This window comes from Cupriavidus sp. IDO (assembly GCF_000812465.1).
Taxonomy (GTDB): Bacteria; Pseudomonadota; Gammaproteobacteria; order Burkholderiales; family Burkholderiaceae; genus Cupriavidus.
The window spans coordinates 1-18,640 of the sequence record NZ_JWMA01000022.1; the positions used below are offsets into that span (position 1 = coordinate 1).

Annotated in this window: 15 protein-coding genes and 2 pseudogenes; 6 read left to right on the forward strand and 11 right to left on the reverse strand. The window is 66.2% G+C overall.

Features of this window, described 5'->3' with window-relative positions:
• Positions 1-90: 90 nt before the first annotated feature.
• The 5 genes from RM96_RS07370 to RM96_RS07390 all read right to left on the reverse strand — a co-directional run bounded on the left by RM96_RS07370 (position 91) and on the right by RM96_RS07390 (position 4,682).
• Positions 91-765, reverse strand: a complete 675-nt coding sequence (locus tag RM96_RS07370) for a phosphorylase (RefSeq protein WP_082016453.1) — start codon at positions 763-765, stop codon at positions 91-93.
• Complete coding sequence (gene shc / locus RM96_RS07375; RefSeq protein ID WP_039009344.1) at positions 762-2,753, reverse strand: squalene--hopene cyclase; 1,992 nt, start codon at positions 2,751-2,753, stop codon at positions 762-764. Before shc ends, RM96_RS07370 begins: the two co-directional genes overlap by 4 nt.
• Before the next feature lie 62 nt (positions 2,754-2,815).
• Entirely contained in the window at positions 2,816-3,682 is an 867-nt protein-coding gene (hpnD, locus tag RM96_RS07380) for a presqualene diphosphate synthase HpnD (protein ID WP_039009346.1), read from the reverse strand.
• A 121-nt stretch (positions 3,683-3,803) separates the two neighbouring features.
• A complete protein-coding gene (locus tag RM96_RS07385; protein ID WP_039009348.1) occupies positions 3,804-4,343 on the reverse strand; it encodes a hypothetical protein in 540 nt (179 codons plus the stop codon).
• Positions 4,344-4,478: 135 nt separating this feature from the next.
• Positions 4,479-4,682, reverse strand: coding sequence for a cold-shock protein (locus RM96_RS07390; RefSeq protein WP_039009350.1), 204 nt, complete (start codon positions 4,680-4,682; stop codon positions 4,479-4,481).
• Between the two features lie 1,411 nt (positions 4,683-6,093).
• On the opposite strand from RM96_RS07390, the gene RM96_RS07395 reads away from it, so the two are divergent.
• The 5 genes and pseudogenes from RM96_RS07395 (at position 6,094) to RM96_RS07410 (ending at position 9,821) form a co-directional block, all read left to right on the forward strand.
• Complete coding sequence (locus RM96_RS07395; protein ID WP_082016450.1) at positions 6,094-7,428, forward strand: glycosyltransferase; 1,335 nt, start codon at positions 6,094-6,096, stop codon at positions 7,426-7,428.
• A 14-nt stretch (positions 7,429-7,442) separates the two neighbouring features.
• Entirely contained in the window at positions 7,443-8,381 is a 939-nt protein-coding gene (locus tag RM96_RS07400; RefSeq protein ID WP_052279365.1) for a hypothetical protein, read from the forward strand.
• Between the two features lie 288 nt (positions 8,382-8,669).
• A pseudogene (locus tag RM96_RS07405) lies at positions 8,670-9,248 on the forward strand (response regulator transcription factor); the annotation flags it as partial.
• Positions 9,245-9,325 (forward strand): annotated as a pseudogene (locus tag RM96_RS38505) (threonine dehydratase); the annotation flags it as partial. The pseudogenes RM96_RS07405 and RM96_RS38505, both read left to right, overlap by 4 nt.
• Positions 9,326-9,389: 64 nt before the next feature.
• A complete protein-coding gene (locus RM96_RS07410; RefSeq protein WP_039009463.1) occupies positions 9,390-9,821 on the forward strand; it encodes an FKBP-type peptidyl-prolyl cis-trans isomerase in 432 nt (143 codons plus the stop codon).
• On the opposite strand, the gene RM96_RS07415 is transcribed toward RM96_RS07410, so the two are convergent.
• Together RM96_RS07415 and RM96_RS07420 are read right to left on the reverse strand one after the other, a co-directional pair.
• Positions 9,818-10,633, reverse strand: a complete 816-nt coding sequence (locus RM96_RS07415; RefSeq protein WP_039009352.1) for an MlaA family lipoprotein — start codon at positions 10,631-10,633, stop codon at positions 9,818-9,820. The genes RM96_RS07410 and RM96_RS07415 overlap by 4 nt on opposite strands.
• A 48-nt stretch (positions 10,634-10,681) precedes the next feature.
• Positions 10,682-13,312 (reverse strand): MMPL family transporter, encoded by a 2,631-nt coding sequence (locus RM96_RS07420; RefSeq protein ID WP_039009354.1) that lies wholly within the window; start codon positions 13,310-13,312, stop codon positions 10,682-10,684.
• A 221-nt stretch (positions 13,313-13,533) separates the two neighbouring features.
• Between RM96_RS07420 and RM96_RS07425 the strand changes: the two genes are divergently transcribed.
• Entirely contained in the window at positions 13,534-14,178 is a 645-nt protein-coding gene (locus RM96_RS07425) for an MlaC/ttg2D family ABC transporter substrate-binding protein (RefSeq protein WP_039009356.1), read from the forward strand.
• A gap of 14 nt (positions 14,179-14,192) precedes the next feature.
• Here the strand turns inward: RM96_RS07425 and RM96_RS07430 are convergent, their stop codons facing one another.
• From RM96_RS07430 to hpnI, 4 genes are read right to left on the reverse strand one after another with little or no spacing between them, the layout of a single operon-like run.
• Positions 14,193-15,197, reverse strand: coding sequence for a lysylphosphatidylglycerol synthase domain-containing protein (locus RM96_RS07430; protein ID WP_039009358.1), 1,005 nt, complete (start codon positions 15,195-15,197; stop codon positions 14,193-14,195).
• Positions 15,198-15,206: 9 nt separating this feature from the next.
• Complete coding sequence (hpnK, locus tag RM96_RS07435; RefSeq protein ID WP_274520157.1) at positions 15,207-16,013, reverse strand: hopanoid biosynthesis-associated protein HpnK; 807 nt, start codon at positions 16,011-16,013, stop codon at positions 15,207-15,209.
• Positions 16,014-16,053: 40 nt separating this feature from the next.
• The gene (hpnJ, locus tag RM96_RS07440) at positions 16,054-17,478 is read right to left on the reverse strand and encodes a hopanoid biosynthesis associated radical SAM protein HpnJ (RefSeq protein WP_039009362.1); all 1,425 of its coding nucleotides are present in this window, start codon (positions 17,476-17,478) and stop codon (positions 16,054-16,056) included.
• Positions 17,475-18,632, reverse strand: a complete 1,158-nt coding sequence (hpnI, locus tag RM96_RS07445) for a bacteriohopanetetrol glucosamine biosynthesis glycosyltransferase HpnI (RefSeq protein ID WP_039009365.1) — start codon at positions 18,630-18,632, stop codon at positions 17,475-17,477. Before hpnI ends, hpnJ begins: the two co-directional genes overlap by 4 nt.
• Positions 18,633-18,640: the final 8 nt, after the last annotated feature.

An 18,640-nucleotide genomic window follows, 5' to 3' on the forward strand; every position in this document is an offset into this window, starting at 1 on the left:
ACACCGGCTATCATCTTATTCCCATCACCGCGCAATTCACCGGGCCCAAGCCTGCTTCATCCTTCGGGGTCCGGCCCGCCCGATGGGCAACTAGTCAGTTCCCGGCAACAGAAACTCGTCTCCCACCAACTCTCGCACCGCGCGCAACGCCGTCCGTGCCACCGAAGCGTCGCCAGCTAGCCGCAGCAGCGCTGGCAATTGCTGCGGCGCCCTGAGCAGTCCGCGTACGACGGCGCCCACATCGGTCTCGCCGTTCTCTCCCATCCCGGCCGCTGCCAGCGCCGGCACCGGCCGGGTGGCCGGATCCACCACCACGCGGCAGACGGCAAACGGCACGCCGCGCGCCCGTGCCACACGCGCCGCAATATGCGATTCCATGTCGACCGAGAGCGCGCCGCTCACGCGCTGCAAAGCCAGCTTGTCGGCTACCGTCAGCACCGCGTGGTCCGAGCCGGCGACGAGGCCGGCCCTTGCCCGGGGTAGTGCTTTGCGCAGTCTGCCGGCCCATGCTGCGTCGGTGTCATAGCGCGTATCGCCGGCCTGCACGCCATCGGCGACGATGGTGTCGCCCGGCGCCAGTCCTGCATCGATCCCGCCTGCCACGCCGAAGCTGATGATGCCGTGGCAACTGCCGTCAAGCAGGCGTTCCAGTTCGCGTTCGAGCGCAGCCCCGCGCAGGCCATGAACGACCCGGCAGCGCGGACCGGCTGCGATGCGGGCCTCGAAGGCCATGCCGGTAACGACCAGCACGCCAGCCGGCGTCACAGGCCCCACGTCACGCGCCGGCTGCCGTCGCGCTGCAGGTTGCGGTAGCGTGCCAGTGCCCACAGCGGGAAGTAGCGGGCATAGCCGTGATAGCGCAGGTAGAACACGCGCGGGAAACCCACTGCCGTGAAGTGCGATTCCTGCCACAGGCCATCGGCTTGCTGTGTGCGCAGCAGGTAGTCGATGCCGCGCCTCACGGCCGGATGGTCGACCGCGCCCGCGGCCATCAGCGCGAGCAAGGCCCATGCCGTCTGCGACGCCACGCTCGATGCGCTTTCATAGCCGCGATAGTCGAGCCGGTAGCTCTCGCCGTCCTCGCCCCAGCCGCCGTCCGCGTTCTGGATGCCGACGAGCCACTTCACCGCGCGCTGCATCTCGGGCGCGTTGGCGGGCAGGCCGGCGGCGTTCAGCGCGCACAGTGCGCTCCAGGTACCGTAGATGTAGTTGGTGCCCCAGCGGCCGAACCAGCTGCCGTCCGGCATCTGTTCCGCCAGCAGGTAGCGCAGGGCGCGCGCGGCGGGCTCGCTCTTCTCGGGCGTGGCGCCAGTCTGGCACAGCATCGACAGGCAGCGTGCCGAGACATCGGCGGTGGGTGGATCCAGCAGCGCGCCGTGGTCGGCGAACGGAATGTTGTTGAGGTAGAGGTGCGTGTTCTCGGGCTCGAACGCGCCCCAGCCGCCGTTGCTGCTCTGCATGCCGACGATCCATTCGCTGGCGCGCGCGATGGCGTTGTCGTTGGCCTCGTCGCCGGCGGTGCGCATGGCGCGGTCCATTGCCGCCGCGACCACCGCGGTATCGTCCACATCCGGATAGTGCGCGTTGGCGTACTGGAAGGCCCAGCCACCGGGGCGCACGTGCGGTCGGCGCACGGTCCAGTCGCCGCGCACGTCGAGTACCTGCAGCGGGCGCAGCCAGTCGAGGGCGCGCGCCACGGCCCTGGTCGCGCGCGGCTCGCCGGTTTCCAGCAGCGCGTGCGCCGCGAGCGAGGTGTCCCACACCGGGGACAGGCAGGGCTGGCAATAGGCCTCGTCGCCGTGCTCCGCGAGCAGCTTGTCGATCGAGCGGCGGGCGATGGCGCGGGCCGGATCGTCCGGCGGGACGCCCAGCACATCGAACATCATCACCGCATTGGCCATGGCCGGGAAGATCGCGCCGAGACCATCCTCGCCGTTGAGCCGTTCGAGCACGAACGCGCGCGCCGCAGCAATGGCGCGGCGGCGCAGTGCGCGCGGGAAGACGGGTTCGGCCACGCGCAGCAGCGTGTCCAGGCTGCGGAAGACCATGAACCAGCCGGCGTTCTGGTGCGGCGCCTTGTGTGGCAGCCGCACCGCCTGGCACGGTCCGACAAACAACTCATTAATGCCGATCTTGCGCGGGTTGCGCGCCTGCGGGCGCAGGCTGTTGAGCACCAGCAGCGGCACGATCACCGTGCGCGCCCAGTACGAGATCTTGGAAAGGTGGAACGGAAACCACTGCGGCAGCAGCATGATCTCGACGGGCATCATCGGCACCGCCTGCCACGGCATCACGCCATAGAGCGCCAGCAAGGTGCGGGTGAACACGTTGCTGGCCTCGGCGCCGCCCATGGCGTGCACGGCCTCGCGCGCGCGCCGCATGTGCGGCGCCTCGGGATCGTCGCCGGTCATCTTCAGCGCAAAGTAGGCCTTCACGCTGGCGCTGATATCGGAGCGGCCTTCATGGAACAGTGGCCAGCCGCCGTCGGCGTTCTGAATGCGGCGCAGATAGCGTGCGATGCGGGCTTCCAGCGCGGTATCCGGCGTCTCGCCGAGGTAGTGCACCATCAGCACGTATTCGGACGGGATGGTGGCGTCGGCCTCCAGCTCGTACACCCAGTGACCGTCGGCGTGTTGTTGCGCCAGCAGTGCGTCCAGGGCGTGGCCGATGCCGGCAGACAGCGCATCGGGTTTTTCCGATCCGACCGTGGCGCGCGGTGCAGCAGCGGCAAGGACGGCCTCGTTTATTGACATGCAACCTCCTTCTGGCGTGACACGGCTATGCCGTGCCCAAAACGCAGAACTTGTTCAGCCAGTCAGGCGATAGTGTGACGTAATACGATCCAGAGCAGCTGCGCGCGCGGCACGCGCACGCGTTGCCGTGGCGCATGCCAGCCCCGCGCACGCAGGCGCGTGAGGATGCGGTGATAGACCTCGGCCATGATGCGCGGCGAGCGCACCAGGCGGGCGGGGCAGCGGGCCATGATCGCGTAGGCCTTGTCGTAATGGGCCTGCGCGTCCAGCGCCACGCTTGCGCAGGCCTTGTCGACCGCCGGATGCGACACCACTGCCTGCGGCGAATCGTCCGTGATGCCGGCTGCCGCAAGTGCCTCCGAAGGTAAATACAGGCGACCGATGCCGGCGTCCTCGTCGATATCGCGCAGGATATTGGTCAGCTGCAGCGCGCGTCCCAGATGGTGGGCCAGCGCGATGCCGGGGGCCTCTTCCAGTCCGAACACGCGCACGGCAAGGCGGCCCACCGCACTGGCGACGCGGTCGCAGTAGGTGTCGAGCGTGGCGGCGTCGGGCGCGCGGATATCCGCTACGACGTCCATCGTCATGCCATCGATCACATCGAGGAAATCCTGCTGGCGCAGGTGGAACGCTTCGATCTGCCGTGCCAGCGAGCGCAGGTGTGCCGGAGCGGCGCCCGCATAGCAGGCAGCGACATGCCCGCGCCAGGCGTCGAGCCCGGCCAGGCGCTCGGCGTGCGGGGCATTGCCGTCGGCAATGTCATCGACCGCGCGGCAGAAGGCGTAGATCTCGAACATCGCCTGCCGCTGCGCGGCGGGAAGAATCCGTAAGGCGGCATGAAAGGAACTGCCCGACGAGACGGCGGGTCCAGCCGGTCCGGCCGGACCAGTTGGCGGGGCTTCTGGCGTTGCGATTTGAGTACCGGCCACGTAACTCCTCGACGCGCTTCTTGGCCGCTTCGCGAGACCCGACATATGACGCCGGGGCCACGCCAAACGGCGGATTGGGGGTCGGGCGATTATAGCAACATCGCCGTAACAGTTGAGGCGCTCAGGGCTGCCCCCGTGGTGCCGAAGCCGCGCGCGGCGGAGCGGAGGCATAGCGCTCGTATGGCACGCCACGCGCCGGCGTCGCCGTGGTCTGGTCGATCACGCGCTCCACGTCGGGCACCTCGCGCATTCCCTCCAGGAACTGCGCTTTTGGGAAAGTGGCGCCGGTGCAGCCATGCACCGTCAGCCAGCGCCCGCGCACCGTGATCCACAGCGAACTGTCGCGCCAGGCGGGGAGGGTGGCAGACAGCGTATCAAGCCGGCGTTTGAGGCTTTCGGCGATTTCCTTGTCATACAGGAACGCATTGGGCAGCCTGCATCGGCCCTCGATCCAGCAGTGGTTGCCATGCTCGATACGATGATGGGCGTCGCGTCGCCATTCGGCCTCGCTGATGCGCGGGCCAGCCGGTTCCGGACACGCGGCGATGCGCGACGACACCTGCATGAAGGGATCGTTGCCGTAATTGAGCAGCGTCTCGGCGCTCGCCGCGCCAGACGCGGTCACTAACGCGAGCGCGATTCTCAGTTTGCATGCATGCATGATTGCGGTGCCCTTTCGCCTGACGAGCAGGCGGCAATTCGCCGCCAAAAAGAAAAAGCCCCGCGGCGCGGGGCTTTTCTTCGGTCAGTTCCGCCGGCTTGTTGGCCAGCGAGTCCGACTGACGTTCAAACCGGATCAGACCGCCTGGATCTTCGTGGCTTGTTCGCCCTTCTGGCCCATTGCCTTGACGTAACGGACCTTCTGGCCTTCCTTCAGCGACTTGAAGCCATTGCCTTCGATCGCGGAGAAGTGCGCGAACAGATCGTTCCCGCCTGCGTCCGGGGTGATGAAGCCAAAGCCCTTAGCGTCGTTGAACCACTTAACGGTACCGGTTTCCATATCTTTTTCAACCTTGAATTTCAAATGAGCATAATTGCCCGCCGTACTTCGCGCTCAATGCATGAAACCGGTTCATTAACAAGTGAATGAAATGAATGGCCGATTCCGCCGCGCATTGATATGTCCCTGATGTGTCCCTGGTGTGACAAACAGAAACGTCACGGAACCACATCGACAGGCCAGCGCACAAGAGGGACTCATTCTGCCGAATTTTCTCAATGTGTCAATCCGGCAATGCGCGAAACGTGCTGAGAGGTTCCGAGGGGAGATATTAGCGTTTTCTACATCGGCGCCAATTCAGTGAATTCCCTGAGTCCGGGCCGGGTCGGTTTCGACTGAAATTCAGAACTTGCACCCTGAATGCGCAGGGCGTGCGACCTTCTGGGGCATAATGACTGCTTTCTGGGACATTGTTTCGATTTGTTTCACCTTGCATTACCGCATTCGGGGGAATGCTCTACCGCATACGGGGATGGCCGCTGAAGTGTCCTTCGGGTAAATACCTAATCCGGGGGGGGGCTCAACATGTGCAGGGCGAGGCCCAGCAAGGCGAAACGCCAGCCGCGAACGTGCACCGGAAATCAACCCCAACGGGTTTCAGAATGATCTTCCGCCTGGCATAGACCGCCCGGTCCGCTGTAAGGATCCGGGCCTGCGCCCATCCGCGGCCTACGCAGCCGTTAGCTGTCGGGATGATTGGCATCGGCATAATTGTTGACAGTCTGTTTCGTCAGATTGGCGTAGTGTCTGGGGCTGCACTTCGCTGGGCAGATTCCCCGGAGAGGCCATCTGGTTCGTCTGCGCGGGCACGCGATGCCCAGGCAACCCCTCCAGTGCTGCTGGAAATGAACTTGCGATTCGGCGAACCTTTGCGGGCCGGCAGGGCCGCCCAAGTCCGGGGACACGCGCGCCACTGCGGCGTCGGCTCCGCTGGGCGACGCGGTTGTCGAAAAACGCCAGCCTGCCTGGGCTCCCATACGGCCTGGGATATGCCTGAACTGGTAGAATCACGCGCGCTTGGCGCACGCCATTGGTTTGTCCCGGGGCCGGGTGGATGGCGCGGCCGAATGCCTGGACATCGCGGTTGGTGAGTCCCGTTTGCCGGGCTGCGGAAGTGCCGGAATTGCTATCGTCAATCAGCCCTGAAGGGTGAGGACGCCGCAGGTGCTGTCGCACAGCGTGGCAATGGCCGGCTCGCTCCCCTTGCTCTCAGCAAACACTTCCCTGTCGCACGACCTGATGCGGGAATGGTCATGCCGCCTGTTGTCGTGGGGACAATGCGGCTGCGAATTTGCTGATCTGCACCCATCCTCTGCTGCATGGATCGGTGGCTTCCCTGTTTGAGTCGGCGTCGAGCAGCAGACGGTTGCATCGGGTAATGCGTTCACAAAAGAAGAAAGAAGAGAGGGAAATGGCAACGGTAGAGGGGGAGGATACCTCTCGCATCTATGTGCCGGTGCGGGTCAAGTTTGTGATTGCGTTGTCCGTGGCGGTCGGATGGACCGCCTTCTCGGTCTGGGCTGCCCAGCAGTGGCTGACCGAGCTTGTACAGACGATCGGGGTGGTGCCCGCCGTGTTGCTCGTTGGCGGGATTGCCATCATTCCAGGCTTCATGAATGCCTTCCTGATTGCCAGCCTGGCCATGGACCGCCGCCCGCCGCGCCGGCCCCTCGACGTCTATCCCCCGCTGACAATCCTGATTGCCGCATACAACGAAGAGGCCTCGATTGTCGACACCCTGGCCAGCATCCAGCGCCAGAACTACCCGGCGCAATTGCAGGTGCTCGTGATCAACGATGGCTCGCGCGACAGGACCGCTGCGCTGGTACGCGAGGCAGAGCGCAGGTATCCGTGGCTACGATTGCTCGACCTGCCTGTGAACGGCGGCAAGGCCAGGGCACTGAACGAGGGGTTGAAGCTCGCGGGCAATGAACTCGTCATTACCGTGGACGCCGATTCCTACCTGCAGCGGAACGCGCTGCTCAGCATCGTCGAGCGCTATCGCCAGGATCCGCCGAATACGCGCGCCGTGGCGGGCAAGATCCTGGTACGCAATTCACGGCAGAACTGGCTGACGCGCTGCCAGGAATGGGACTATTTCCAGGGTATTGCTGCCATCAAGCGCATGCAGTCGCTCTACCAGGGGACGCTGGTTGCCCAGGGCGCGTTCTCGATCTACGACCGCGACGCATTGATCGAGGTGGGCGGCTGGGCCAATTGCGTCGGCGAGGACATCGTACTGACCTGGGCCTTGCTGAAAGCCGGCTATCGGGTGGGGCATTGCGAGGACGCCTGCATCTTCACCAATGTGCCGGACAATGTGCGCCAGTTCGTGCGTCAGCGCCAACGCTGGGCGCGCGGCATGATGGAAGCCTTCCGGCACCATCCCGGCATCCTCACGGTGCCGCGCCTGTCGACCTTCTTCGTCTACTGGAACCTGCTGTACCCGTGGCTGGACCTGGCTTTCACGCTGGGATTCGTGCCCGGCATCGTGTTTGCGCTGTTCGGCTACTACTGGATCGCGGGACCGATGACCCTGGCACTCTTGCCGCTTGCGATCCTGATGAGTTATCTGATGTTCACGATCGAAAGACGGATGTTCGAGCGGGTAGGCCTCAAGGTCAGGCGAAATCGCCTCGGCCTCTGCATTTATGTCATTTTCTATAGCCTGCTGCTGCAACCCGCGAGCGTGCTCGGCTATATCGACGAACTCTTCAAGACACGCAAGACCTGGGGTACCAAGTGAGACGATTCAGCTTTATGTTTCTGTGTGCGGTGCTTGGGTCCCTGGGTGCAAAGACAGCGGTAGCGGAGGAAACGGCGGCAGCGGAGGAGAAGGTACTGGACCAGGGAGCCGGGCCCGAATTCCTGGCAACCAATGACAGCGAAGGCTTCCGCGCGCGGCGCTTGTCGGTCGAGTACTTCCCAAGGATGCAGCATGCAGACCACTTGTTCGGCCTGCGCGCAAGCGACTATCGCTACAGCCAGGGCGACTGGGCGCGCCATGGGCAGAAGCTCAGCGTGCTGGGGCGGCAACTGGACCCGGCCACCCTGAATGGATGGACGATGGACGGCGGCGTCTTCACACAGGGCGGGCACACGCTGCTGACGCTTGACGGAGGCTACCGGCTTTCGCTTGCGAAGCGCACCTCGGTGGAAGTCTTCATCAATCGTGACTGGGTGGAAACCCGCACATCGCTCGATCGCGGTATTTCCTACACCTTTGCCGGCGTGGCGGTGGACCAGGGCATCGGGCCGCACGTGACGCTGGTGGGTGTGGCCGGCCAACAATACTTTTCCGATGGCAATCGTCGTGATCACGGCCGTCTCAGGCTTATCTACCAGCCGTCGCTGGACCTGGGCCTGACATTGCAGGCACGTTTTCGCGCCTACCATAGCTCGCACGACGATGTGCAAGGCGCGTACTTCAATCCCGAACACTACTCGGAATCGATGCTGGCGATTGGCTGGCGCCAACGCTACAAGGGCTGGATGGGATCGCTGGTGGCGGGGCTGGGCCGGGAAAAAATTGACAACGCACCGCTGCAGCCCACGAGGCTCTTCGAGCTGGGCCTGCAGAGCCCGGTCCGTGCCGCCCAGTCGTTGCGACTACGCGCGGGTTACAACCGCAGCGCATCGTTTAACGGACCAAACTATCACTATCGTTACGTGCTCGGCGAGTGGATTGTCCGCTTCTGATTCGTGTCGGAGCCGTTATGCATGCTTGATGTGGCGTGGCGGCGATCACCGGCGTTGTCTGAAATTTCGCCAGAGTTTCTAGATAGATCCCGACATTTGGCAATTTACCTCACCTCGGAAGCCTCGACGGCCCGCACCGCGGTTAGGTAACATTGCAGTTTCCGGCAAGCTTCGGCCTGGCTCGCCGCGCGATGGTCAACGGCCGCGCCCGCCAGGGCGGATACCAAGCAGAATTCAAACGTTGCCGGACGCGCAGGCGAAGTCGCAGTAGGCAGGGGGTGTGACGGAATGAGAATTGCCTCGGTGGAGGATGATCCGGATCAGGCTGAACTGATCCGGCAGATTTTGAGTGAGGCAGGCTTCGAGTGCGAATCCTTCGCCACCGGCGCGGCCTTCCTGCGCGCGCTGCGCGAGCGGGCCTTTGACCTGTTGCTGGTGGACTGGCAGTTGCCCGGTACCAGCGGCTACGAGGTGGTGAGCTGGGTGCGGCAGAAATCCAGCAATATGCCGCCCATCCTGTTCCTGACCAGCCGTACCCAGGAAGAAGACATCGTCGCCGGGCTGGCGGTGGGCGCGGACGACTACATGCTCAAGCCGATCCGCGCCGGCGAACTGATGGCGCGCGTGCGCTCGCTGCTGCGGCGCGCCTATCCCGAGGCAGCACAGCAGCTCGACACCATCCGCTGCGGCAACTACGCGGTCGATCCGCGCCTGCGCACCGTGACCGTCGGCGGCCAGCCGGCGGAAATCTCGCCGCGCGAATACGAGCTCGCCCTGTTCCTGTTTCGCAATATCGGCCGGTTGCTGTCGCGCGAGGTGGTCGAGCAGGCCGTGTGGGGACGCTCCATCGGTGCGGGGTCGCGTTCGAGCGCTTTCTCGCCACGCTTGGCTACCCGCATCGGGAGGAAAGCGGCAATCCGGCGTATCGCCTGTTCCTTGCGTGAGCGGATATCCGCGTCGGTTAAACTGCCGCGTCACGTCTTCCACATCACCACAACCGGACTTGCCATGAAACAAATCGCCTTGCTTCTCAGCGCCCTGTCGCTTGCCTGCGCCGCTTCCGCTGCCACGCCGGCAGCGTCTGCACCCACCGCGCCGTCCGCGCCCCAGACTCTGCCGTCCGGCATGACGATCCAGCATCTCATCAAGGGTACCGGTCCTTCGCCGAAGGCTACCGACAGCGTGCAGGTCCATTACCGCGGCACGCTGGCAGACGGCACCGAGTTCGACAGCTCGTACAAGCGCGGCCAGCCGATTTCGTTCCCGCTCAATCGCGTGATTCCGTGCTGGACCGAGGGCGTGCAGGCGATGCAGGTCGGCGGCAAGGCTAAGTTGACCTGCCCGCCGGCGACGGCCTATGGCACGCGCGGCGTGCCGGGCACGATCCCGCCGAACGCCACGCTGACGTTTGAAGTCGTGCTGCTGGGTATCGGCAACTAAGGCGCTGCCGGTGGCGCCGGCTGAGCCGGTGCTGCAGGTGCTTTGGCCGGTTCTGCGGCAGATGCGGCGGCCGGTGCGGACTCGTCCTCTTCGTAGTTGGGCAGCTTGCCGCTGCCTCCTTCGATCAGGTAGCGCCGCCGCTGCATGTACGCATCCCGCACGAAAGCATACTTGTCCAGTGCCGCCAGCTTCAGCAGGTCGGTGGCGCCCAGCAGGTTGGCGCGTACTTCCACCACGTTCAAGCCATACAGCGAATTGCGCACCGCCGGCTCGGCGTAGGTGGTCGGGTCGAACTTGAAATTCACGTACAGTCCCACGCCGTCGCGGAACGAACTCGGGCCGAACACCGGTAGCACCAGGTAAGGCCCTGACGGCACTCCCCACACCCCCATCGTCAACCCGAAGTCTTGCGAATGCTTCTGCAAGCCCGCAGGCGTAGCGATGTCGATCAGCCCGCCGATGCCGAGCACCGAGTTGATCGCCACCCGCATCAGGCTTTCCGCCGCGTCCACGCCCTTGCCCTGCAGCAGATTGTTGGCGAAGTTGCCCACGTCCGCGAGGTTCGAATAGAAGTTGGTGACCGCGGTGCGTACCGGTTGCGGCGTGACGGCCTTGTAGCCTTTCGCCACCGGTTCGGCCACGTATTGGTCGAGCTTGTCGTTGACGGTATAGACCGCGCGATTCATCGGTTCCAGCGGATCATCAGGATTGGCGTTGGGGCCGGTGGCGCAGCCTGCCGCGAGCGTGGTGGCGAGGGTCAGGGCTGCCACGCGCGAGGCATTCGCGTGCGGGGGCGGGGGGCGGAAAGGCATGTTGCAGCGGCTCTTGTCTGAGTTGTTGTCGTCGTTCTGGTCGTTCTGCTATTCGGCAGGCGTCGCGTGATGGCGGTGAGTCCGTTCACGTGGACGGCCCATCAGGATCGGCTGGAAGAATACCGCGCCCACCAGCGTGCACAGCAGTGCCAGCGCCAGCAGCTTGCCCATGCTGGCGGTGCCGGGGTGCTGCGACAGCCAGAGGCTGCCGAATGCGGTCGCCGTGGTGGCGGCACTGTACAGCACGGCGTGGGTCAGGCTCGACTGCAGCAGCTTGGTCTTGCCGTGGCGCCACGCAATGACGTAGTAGATCTTGAACGCCACGCCGATGCCCAGCAGCAAGGGCAGCGCAATCACGTTGGCAAAGTTCAGCGCAATGCCGAACACCACGCACAGCTCCAGCGTGACCACTGCCGACACCAGCAGCGGGATCAGCGTGCGCAGCACGTCGCCGAAGCGGCGCAGCGTGATCCACAACAGGATGGTGATGGAAAGCACGGCCCAGCCGCCGGCCTGCGCAAACGCGGACATGATGGTGTCGGCCGAGCCGCGGATGGCGATCGGGCCGCCGGTGGCGGCGGGCTCCGCGCGCTGCACGGCGGCGATAAAGCGGTCGAGCGCGGCCTCGCGCTGCGCACTGCCGGGCGGGAGCCTCGGGCTGACGCTGACCAGTGCGCGCCCATCGGCGGTGAGCCAGTCGCGCACGAGTTCCGGCGGCAGCGTTGCCTGGCTGACCGGCGCCGGGCTGAGCGCCTGCTTCAGCCGTGCCAGTGCGAGCCGTAGCGGCAGCGCGATTGCCAGCTCGGCGCGGTCGCGCGTGGCGGCATCTGCGCTGGCCAGCTTCTTCAGCGTGGCGGACAGGTGCGCGGCCTGTTCCGCGCCGGGGCCGGGATGTTCATCGGCAGCGATGGCAAGCTGGCGCGATGCATTGCGCAGGGCATTTACGCGTGCCGCGTCGTTGGCGGGGCTGGCGGTTGCCTGGGTGAGGGCCGGCATCAGCGCACTGGCCGCTTCGCCGATGGCCTTGAGCTTGGGCGGCTGGTCGTCCGGGATGAAGGTCTGCAGCGTGACCGCGCGCGCGACCTCGGGCAGCGGCGACAGCTTTGCCGCGATGTCCCGCGCCGCCGACAACGAGGGCGCCAGTATGCTGACATCGTCGGTACCGGCTTGCGGCGCATCCTTCAGCGCCAGCAGCGTCGCCATCGATTCTGAGTCCGGGTCCTTCAGATGCAGCGGATCGAAGTCGAAGCGCAGGTGCATCAGCAGCGGCGCGCCGGCCAGGATGACGGCGCCGGTGACCAGCAGCACCGGCTTGCGGTAGCGATCGAAGAAGGCGTCCGCAGGCGCCAGCCAGCGAAAGCCGGGCGCAGCCGCTTCGCCGCCGGGGTCCAGCACGTGGATCAGCGCCGGCAGCAGCGTGAAGGTGGTGGCAAACGCGACCATCATGCCCACGCCGGCGATCTTGCCCAGTTCGGCCACGCCGCGGTAGTCGGTCGGCAGGAAGCAGAAGAAGGCCGCGGCGGTGGCGGCGGCCGCCAGCGCCAGCGGAATGGCCACCTCGCGCGCGGCCAGTTCCAGCGCCTCGGTGATGTGGTCGCGGTCATGGCGCTCGGCGCGGTAGCGCACGCCGAACTGGATGCCGAAATCCACGCCCAGCCCGACGAACAGCACGGCAAACGCGACCGAGATCATGTTCAGCGCGCCGACCATCGCCAGGCCCAGCGCCGCGGTGATCAGCAAGCCGACGAACGTGTTGGCGAGGACCGCCAGGATCAGCCGCTTGGAGCGCAGCGCCAGCCACAGGATCAGCACCACCACCAGCACGGTCAGCGCGCCATTGAGCGCGGCGCCTTCGCTGACGGAGGCAAACTCGTCGTCGGCCAGCGCTTGCGGGCCGGTCAGCCGCACGCTGGCCTGGTAGCGCTGCGACAGCTTCAGCGCGGCGGCACTGTCGCGAATGGCGTGTGAGGCGGCAGCGCCGGCCTGCAGGCCGCTGTAGTCCAGCACGGGGCTGAGCGCGACAAAGCTGAAGGCGTTGCCGTCGGGGCCGGGTTTCAGGCTGTCGTCGAGCAGTCCGGACCAGGACATCGCGGCCGGCTTACCGGCCAGCACCTTGTCCAGCGTTTCGGCGCTGGTGCCCAGCAGCTTGCTCATGTCGCCCAGCTTGACCTGCCCGAGCTGCAGCGGCAGCGCCAGTGTGGACGAGAGCGTATCGGACAGCCCGCGCAGCGTGGGATCGTGGGCCAGGGCATTGAGCAGGGGGCGCGCCTGCGTGAGATGCTGCGTCAGATCGGTGACGCTGTCGGTGTCGGCGAAGAGCAGGCCATTGCGCGCGAAGAAGGCGCCGCCGCCCGGCTGGCTGACCGCGCGAAAGCGCTCGGGCTTGCGGCGCAGGGCGTCGGCCAGTTCATTGGCGGCGGCGTCGGCCAGCTCGGCGGCCGGGGCCTGGACCACCGCCAGGATCATCTTGTCGCGCTGGGGGAAAGCGGCGCTGATGGCGGCGTCGCGCTTCGCCCATGGCTCGTTCGATTCGAGCAGGCGGCTGATGTCGGTGTTGATCGCGAAGTGCCGCGCCACGTAGATGCCGCTCGCGGCAGTCAGCAGCACGGCCGCCACGATCACGCTCCAGTCGCGGGCCGTGGAAAACCGGACGATGCGGGTCAACAGCGAAGTCAGCATGGGCGGTTCCGGAGGACGGGGCACGAGCCGCGAGTATACCGGCTGGGGCGGCGTTGGCCGCATCGGGTGACGGATGCGGCGCAGCCTGCAGGCCACGGTCGTTCCGCTATACTGGCCCCGCATTCCCGGTCATCTGCAGCGGGCCGCGTGACCTGATCGACCATGGTGCGTCGCGCGCTGCTCCCAGCTTCAATCAAAAGCTCTTCCGAGCACACATTGGCATGAAGACACACGGTTTGATTTCCCTGGCGCCGCTGGCGGCGGTGGTCATGATTTCCACTGCGCAGGCGCAGTCGGTGCAGCCGGGCGATCTGCGCGCCTCGCCCGAGCGCCTGGTCCAGGCAGCGGTGGAAGGCGTGATCGGCACTATCCAGTCCAGTCCCGACACGCGCAGCGGCGATATCAACAGGATCACGGCAGTCGTGCAGAAGCAGTTCCTGCCTTATACGGATTTCAGCCGCACCACGCGGCTGGCGGTGGGGAGCGCCTGGCGCAGCGCCACGCCCGAGCAGCAGAAGCAGCTCAACGAGCAGTTCACGATGCTGCTGGTGCGCAGCTACGCGGTGTCGCTGTCGCAGCTGCGCGAACAGAACGTCAAGTTCCGCTACAAGCCCGTGCAAGGCGCCAGTGGCGCGACCGATGTGGTGGTGGAAACGCGCGTGATCAACAACGGGGATGAGATGCAGATCGACTACCGGCTGCAGCGCACGCCCGGCGGCTGGAAGATCTACGACATCAACATGATGGGTGCGTGGCTGATCGAGGTGTACCGCAAGCAGTTCGCCGATATCGTCGCGCGCAGCGGCGTGGACGGCCTGGTCAAGTACCTGACCACCCACAACGCGCGCCAGGCTTCGGACGCCTGATCGCACGGTTCCTCTCATGGCGCCGCGTGCCCGGCGCCCCGGTTGCGCCGCCAGTGGCGCAGTTCCACCCATTGCCATGACAGCAGCGCAGGCACGCCGAACAGGATTTCACGCGCGCGCTTGACCAGCGCCAGCGCCAGCGAGACCTGGGCGTCCATGCCCAGCGCCTGTCCCAGCAGCATCACGACCGCTTCCTGCACGCCTAGCCCGGACGGCACGAAGAATGCCACTTGACGTGCGGCCTGCGTCAGCGATTCGATGGCCAGCGCGTGCCAGATCGGTACCGGATGGCCCAGTAGCATCAGCGCCAACCAGATCTCCAGCGTGCCGCTGATGAGCCCCGCCAGTTGCCAGCCCAGTGCCGTAAGCAGTTCGCGGCGGCGCCGGTTGAGCGCGCGGATGTGGGCATCGAGCCGCGCGCCGTCGATCATGGCGACGATGCGATGATCCTCGCCGAACAGCCTGCGCGCCGCGCCTTCGAGTTTCTCGAACACGGCGGTATGCCGCAGCGACAGCGCGAACAGCACCGGCACCGGCAGCGACAGCAGCAGCCCGGCCAGGATGATCCACGCCTGGCCGCTGTCCTGCAGCGCCGCCACCAGCATCAGCACGCCCATTGCCGCGAACAGGTACTGCGCGAACAGCGTGACCATCACCTCGACCACGATACTGGCGGTGACGGCAGTGGTATCGCGGATGCGCAGCCGGGTCAGGCGGATGCCGACCAGTTCGCCGCCGACACCGGCGGTTGGCAGCAAGCGGCCCACTGCCTCGCGCACGGTGGCGACCCACCACAGGAAGCCCAGACCCGCTTTTTCCTCGGGGTCGGCGGAGGTCAGCAGCACACGCCAGCCTTGCGCGTCGAGCAGCAGCGGCAGCGCATGCAGCGGCACCAGCAACAGCAGCAGCCAGCCGCCCTGCGCCATGATCCCGGCGATATTGCCGATGCCCTGATGGACCACCAGCGCGGTCAGCGCTAGCAGGCCGAGCAGGCCGGTCAGGTAGGCAATGCGTTTCATCGTAGAGAGTCAGGTGGCCGCCAGCACGTCAGCGAAGCCGCCACGGCGCCGGGTGGCGATATCGAGCGCGGCGCGCACGCGCGGTGACAGCAGCGCTGCCAGCTCATCGGCGTGGCGGTAGCCGTCCATGCTGGGCGCAATGTGCGCGCCGGAGATGACCGCAGGGTGCAGGTAGATTTCGCCGACGCCGCCCGGCAGCCGCGCCAGTGCCTCCAGCAGTACGGCCTCGTCCATGCCGCCGCTGTGCGCAATGCCGACCACGTAGTCGTTGTGGGCGATGCCCGCCCGTTCCAGGCGCCGGCGCAGCAGTGCCAGCCACGGGCGCAGCAACAGCGGCGCCCCGGTTTCGCGCGGCAGGCGCATCGCGCGCAGCCCGTACTCGCGGCCGATCGACAGGATCAGCGAGAGCACGGTCGGGTGCAGGTGGAAGTGCTTGTGCGTATTGACGTGATCGAGCGGCAGTCCGGTGGCGGCGAAGGCCTCGAACTGCGCGCGGATCTCGGCCGCGAGCTGGCGCCGCACGTGCGGCAGGAAGAAGAAGCGGCAGCCGTCGCGCGCCATTGCCGAGCCGAAGCGGCCCTGCGCATCGACCAGGTCGGGAATCTGCGCGGGCGGCAAGGTGGCGGGACCGTCGGCCAGCACCACGTGCAGGCCGACCCGCAGGGAGGGCAGCCGCCGCGCGCGCGCCACCGCATCGTTGGCAGCGGGCGCGCCCACCATCAGGCTGGCGGCATTGAGCACGCCCTCGCGGTGGGCCAGTTCCACCGCTTCGTTGACGGCAGTGTGCAGGCCGAAGTCGTCGGCCGTGATGATCAGCGCACGAACTGGAACGGCGGAATGAGCGGCTGGCGGCAGATCAGGCCTCGTGCGAGCGCAGGAAGCGGAAGAACTCCACGCCTTCGCGCAGGCGCCGCTTCATCATGTCCCAGCTTCCCAGCATTTCCCGCACGATTTCCCAGATCTTGCTGGGACGGAAATAGAAGCGCTTATAGAAGGTTTCCACGCCGTGGTAGATGTCTTCCTTCGACAGGTGCGGGTAGCTGATCGCCGCCAGCTGCACGCCCTTGTCGTTGACCAGGTTGATGACCTTGTTCTCTTCCAGCCAGCCGTTTTCCACCGCCTGCCGGTACAGCGTGGTGCCGGGGTAGGGCGCGGCGAGCGAGACCTGGATCGTGTGCGGGTTGATTTCCTTGGCGTACTCGATGGTCTTCTCGATGGTCTCGCGGGTCTCGCCCGGCAGGCCAAGGATGAAGGTGCCGTGGATCTGGATGCCGAGCTTGCGGCAGTCCTCGGTAAAGCGGCGCGCGATGTCGGTGCGCAGGCCCTTCTTGATGTTCAGCAGGATCTGGTCGTCGCCCGACTCGTAGCCCACCAGCAGCAGGCGCAGGCCGTTTTCCTTCATGATCTTGAGCGTGCTGTACGGCACGTTGGCCTTGGCGTTGCAGGACCAGGTCACGCCCAGCTTGCCGAGCCCGCGCGCAATCTCCTCCACGCGCGGCTTGAAGTCGGTGAAGGTGTCATCGTCGAACATGATCTCCTTCACCTCGGGCATGTTCTCCTTGATCCATTTCACCTCGGCGATCACGCTTTCCGCAGTGCGCGTGCGGTAGCGATGGCCGCCCACGGTCTGCGGCCACAGGCAGAAGGTGCACTTGGAGCGGCAGCCGCGGCCGGTGTAGATCGACACGTATGGATGCTTCAGGTAGCCGATGAAGTAGTTCTCGATCTTCAGGTCACGCTTGTAGACGGGCGCCACGAACGGCAGCTCGTCCATGTTCTCGATCATCGGGCGCTGCCCGTTGTGTTCGAGCGAGCCGTCCGGCAGGCGGTACGAGAGGCCGAGGATGTCCTTGAGCAGCTTGCCTGCCGCCACGTCCTGGCAGGTGTAGTCGAACTCTTCGCGGCAGACGAAATCGACGGCCTCGCTCGCGCCGAGCGTGCCGCCCGGGTCCACGGCGGGCTTGGCGCCGACCATGCCGATCATCACGCCGGGCTTGCGCTTCTTGAGTTCCTCGGCGAACTTGGCGTCGGTCGGGAACGAGGGCGTGCTGGTGTGGATGATGACCAGGTCGTAGTCGACGGCGATGTCCAGCGTCTGCTGCGGGGTCAGTTCGTCGGCGGGCGCGTCGAGCACGCGGCTGCCGGGCACCAGCGCGGCGGGCTGGGCCAGCCATGTCGGGTACCAGAACGATTTGATCTCGCGCTTGGCCTGGTAGCGCGAGCCCGCGCCGCCGTCAAAGCCGTCGAAGGAAGGGGCCTGGAGGAAAAGGGTTTTTTTCATAGCGGCCTCTGGGGAAGGATGCCGGTGGTAGATGGATTGGGGTTGGCGTGCGGGCGACGCGCAGGCGCATCCCGCACCGACAGCACCTGCTCGCGCCACTGCACGCGCCTGCCGGCGAGCGCAGCGGCCCAGCCGGCCAGCAGCAGCACATCGCGCAACGGCGCGCGCACCGCGGCGCCGACGCTGCCCGCGAGCATGCTGCGCGCAAGTACGCCGGCCAGCGCGACGGCCAGCATCGCCGGCAGCGGGGCCAGCCACGCGCCGAGCGCAAGCATCGGCCAGGTGAAGGTGATAAAGGTGAAAGCAAAGCCTGCCAGATTCAGCGAGCGGATCGTGCGCAGCCAGCGCAGCTCGTGGTTCCACAGGTCGGAGAAGCGGTTCTCGGTGACGTCCGTAGTCACCACGACATCCGACAGCACCGTCTGCAACCCGCGTTGCCGCGTCAGCTCGCCCAGCCAGAAATCATCGGCCAGCCGGTCGGACAAGGCCTCGAAGCCGCCGATCGCCGCCAGTGTCTCACGCCGCAGCGCGATGGTCGCGCCAAAGGCAAAGCGGCGCGAGCCGCCGGCGTGCGCGATGCGCACCGACGGCGCAAACCAGTCGTCGATGAACTGCGCGCCAAGCCGCGACCACAGGCCGCCGGTCGGGTTGCCGCGATAGAGACACGTGACCACGCCTACGCCGGGATCCGCCAGCGGCGCAGTGACGCGCGCCAGGTAGTCCGGCGGCACGGCAATGTCGCTGTCGGCCACCACGAGGTAATCGTGTTTCGCCTGGGCGCTCAGGTTGATGAGGTTGCTGACCTTCAGGTTGCTGCCGTGCACTTGCGGGTCGACCACGAGTGCGATGTCGCAGTCCGGAAATTCGCGGCGCAGCTGCGCCACTACCGCAATTGCCGGATCGTCCGCCGCGCGAACGCCGAACACGAGCTGGAAGGCCGGATGATGCTGCCGGCACAGCGTCGACAGGTTTTCCTGCAGGCGCGGCTCGGCGCCGCACAGCGGCTTTAGCACGCTGACCGGACGCACTGCATGGCCGGCCGGCGCCGGCCGCACCGAGTGCCGGCGCGTGAGCCATGCAGCGGCGAGCGCGTATCCCGCCGACACACAGGTCAGCGTACTGCCCAGCAGGGTTGTCGCCGGTTCCGGGCCCATCGGTGCTT

Bases quoted from the DNA above. Each gene is read 5' to 3' on its own strand.
- hpnI (WP_039009365.1), bottom strand. From the start codon at position 18,632: ATGGGCCCGGAACCGGCGACAACCCTGCTGGGCAGTACGCTGACCTGT.
- RM96_RS07395 (WP_082016450.1), top strand. From the start codon at position 6,094: ATGGCAACGGTAGAGGGGGAGGATACCTCTCGCATCTATGTGCCGGTG.
- RM96_RS07390 (WP_039009350.1), bottom strand. From the start codon at position 4,682: ATGGAAACCGGTACCGTTAAGTGGTTCAACGACGCTAAGGGCTTTGGC.
- RM96_RS07420 (WP_039009354.1), bottom strand. From the start codon at position 13,312: ATGCTGACTTCGCTGTTGACCCGCATCGTCCGGTTTTCCACGGCCCGC.
- hpnJ (WP_039009362.1), bottom strand. From the start codon at position 17,478: ATGAAAAAAACCCTTTTCCTCCAGGCCCCTTCCTTCGACGGCTTTGAC.
- shc (WP_039009344.1), bottom strand. From the start codon at position 2,753: ATGTCAATAAACGAGGCCGTCCTTGCCGCTGCTGCACCGCGCGCCACG.
- RM96_RS07410 (WP_039009463.1), top strand. From the start codon at position 9,390: ATGAAACAAATCGCCTTGCTTCTCAGCGCCCTGTCGCTTGCCTGCGCC.
- RM96_RS07415 (WP_039009352.1), bottom strand. From the start codon at position 10,633: ATGCCTTTCCGCCCCCCGCCCCCGCACGCGAATGCCTCGCGCGTGGCA.
- RM96_RS07400 (WP_052279365.1), top strand. From the start codon at position 7,443: ATGTTTCTGTGTGCGGTGCTTGGGTCCCTGGGTGCAAAGACAGCGGTA.
- RM96_RS07425 (WP_039009356.1), top strand. From the start codon at position 13,534: ATGAAGACACACGGTTTGATTTCCCTGGCGCCGCTGGCGGCGGTGGTC.
- RM96_RS07430 (WP_039009358.1), bottom strand. From the start codon at position 15,197: ATGAAACGCATTGCCTACCTGACCGGCCTGCTCGGCCTGCTAGCGCTG.
- RM96_RS07385 (WP_039009348.1), bottom strand. From the start codon at position 4,343: ATGCATGCATGCAAACTGAGAATCGCGCTCGCGTTAGTGACCGCGTCT.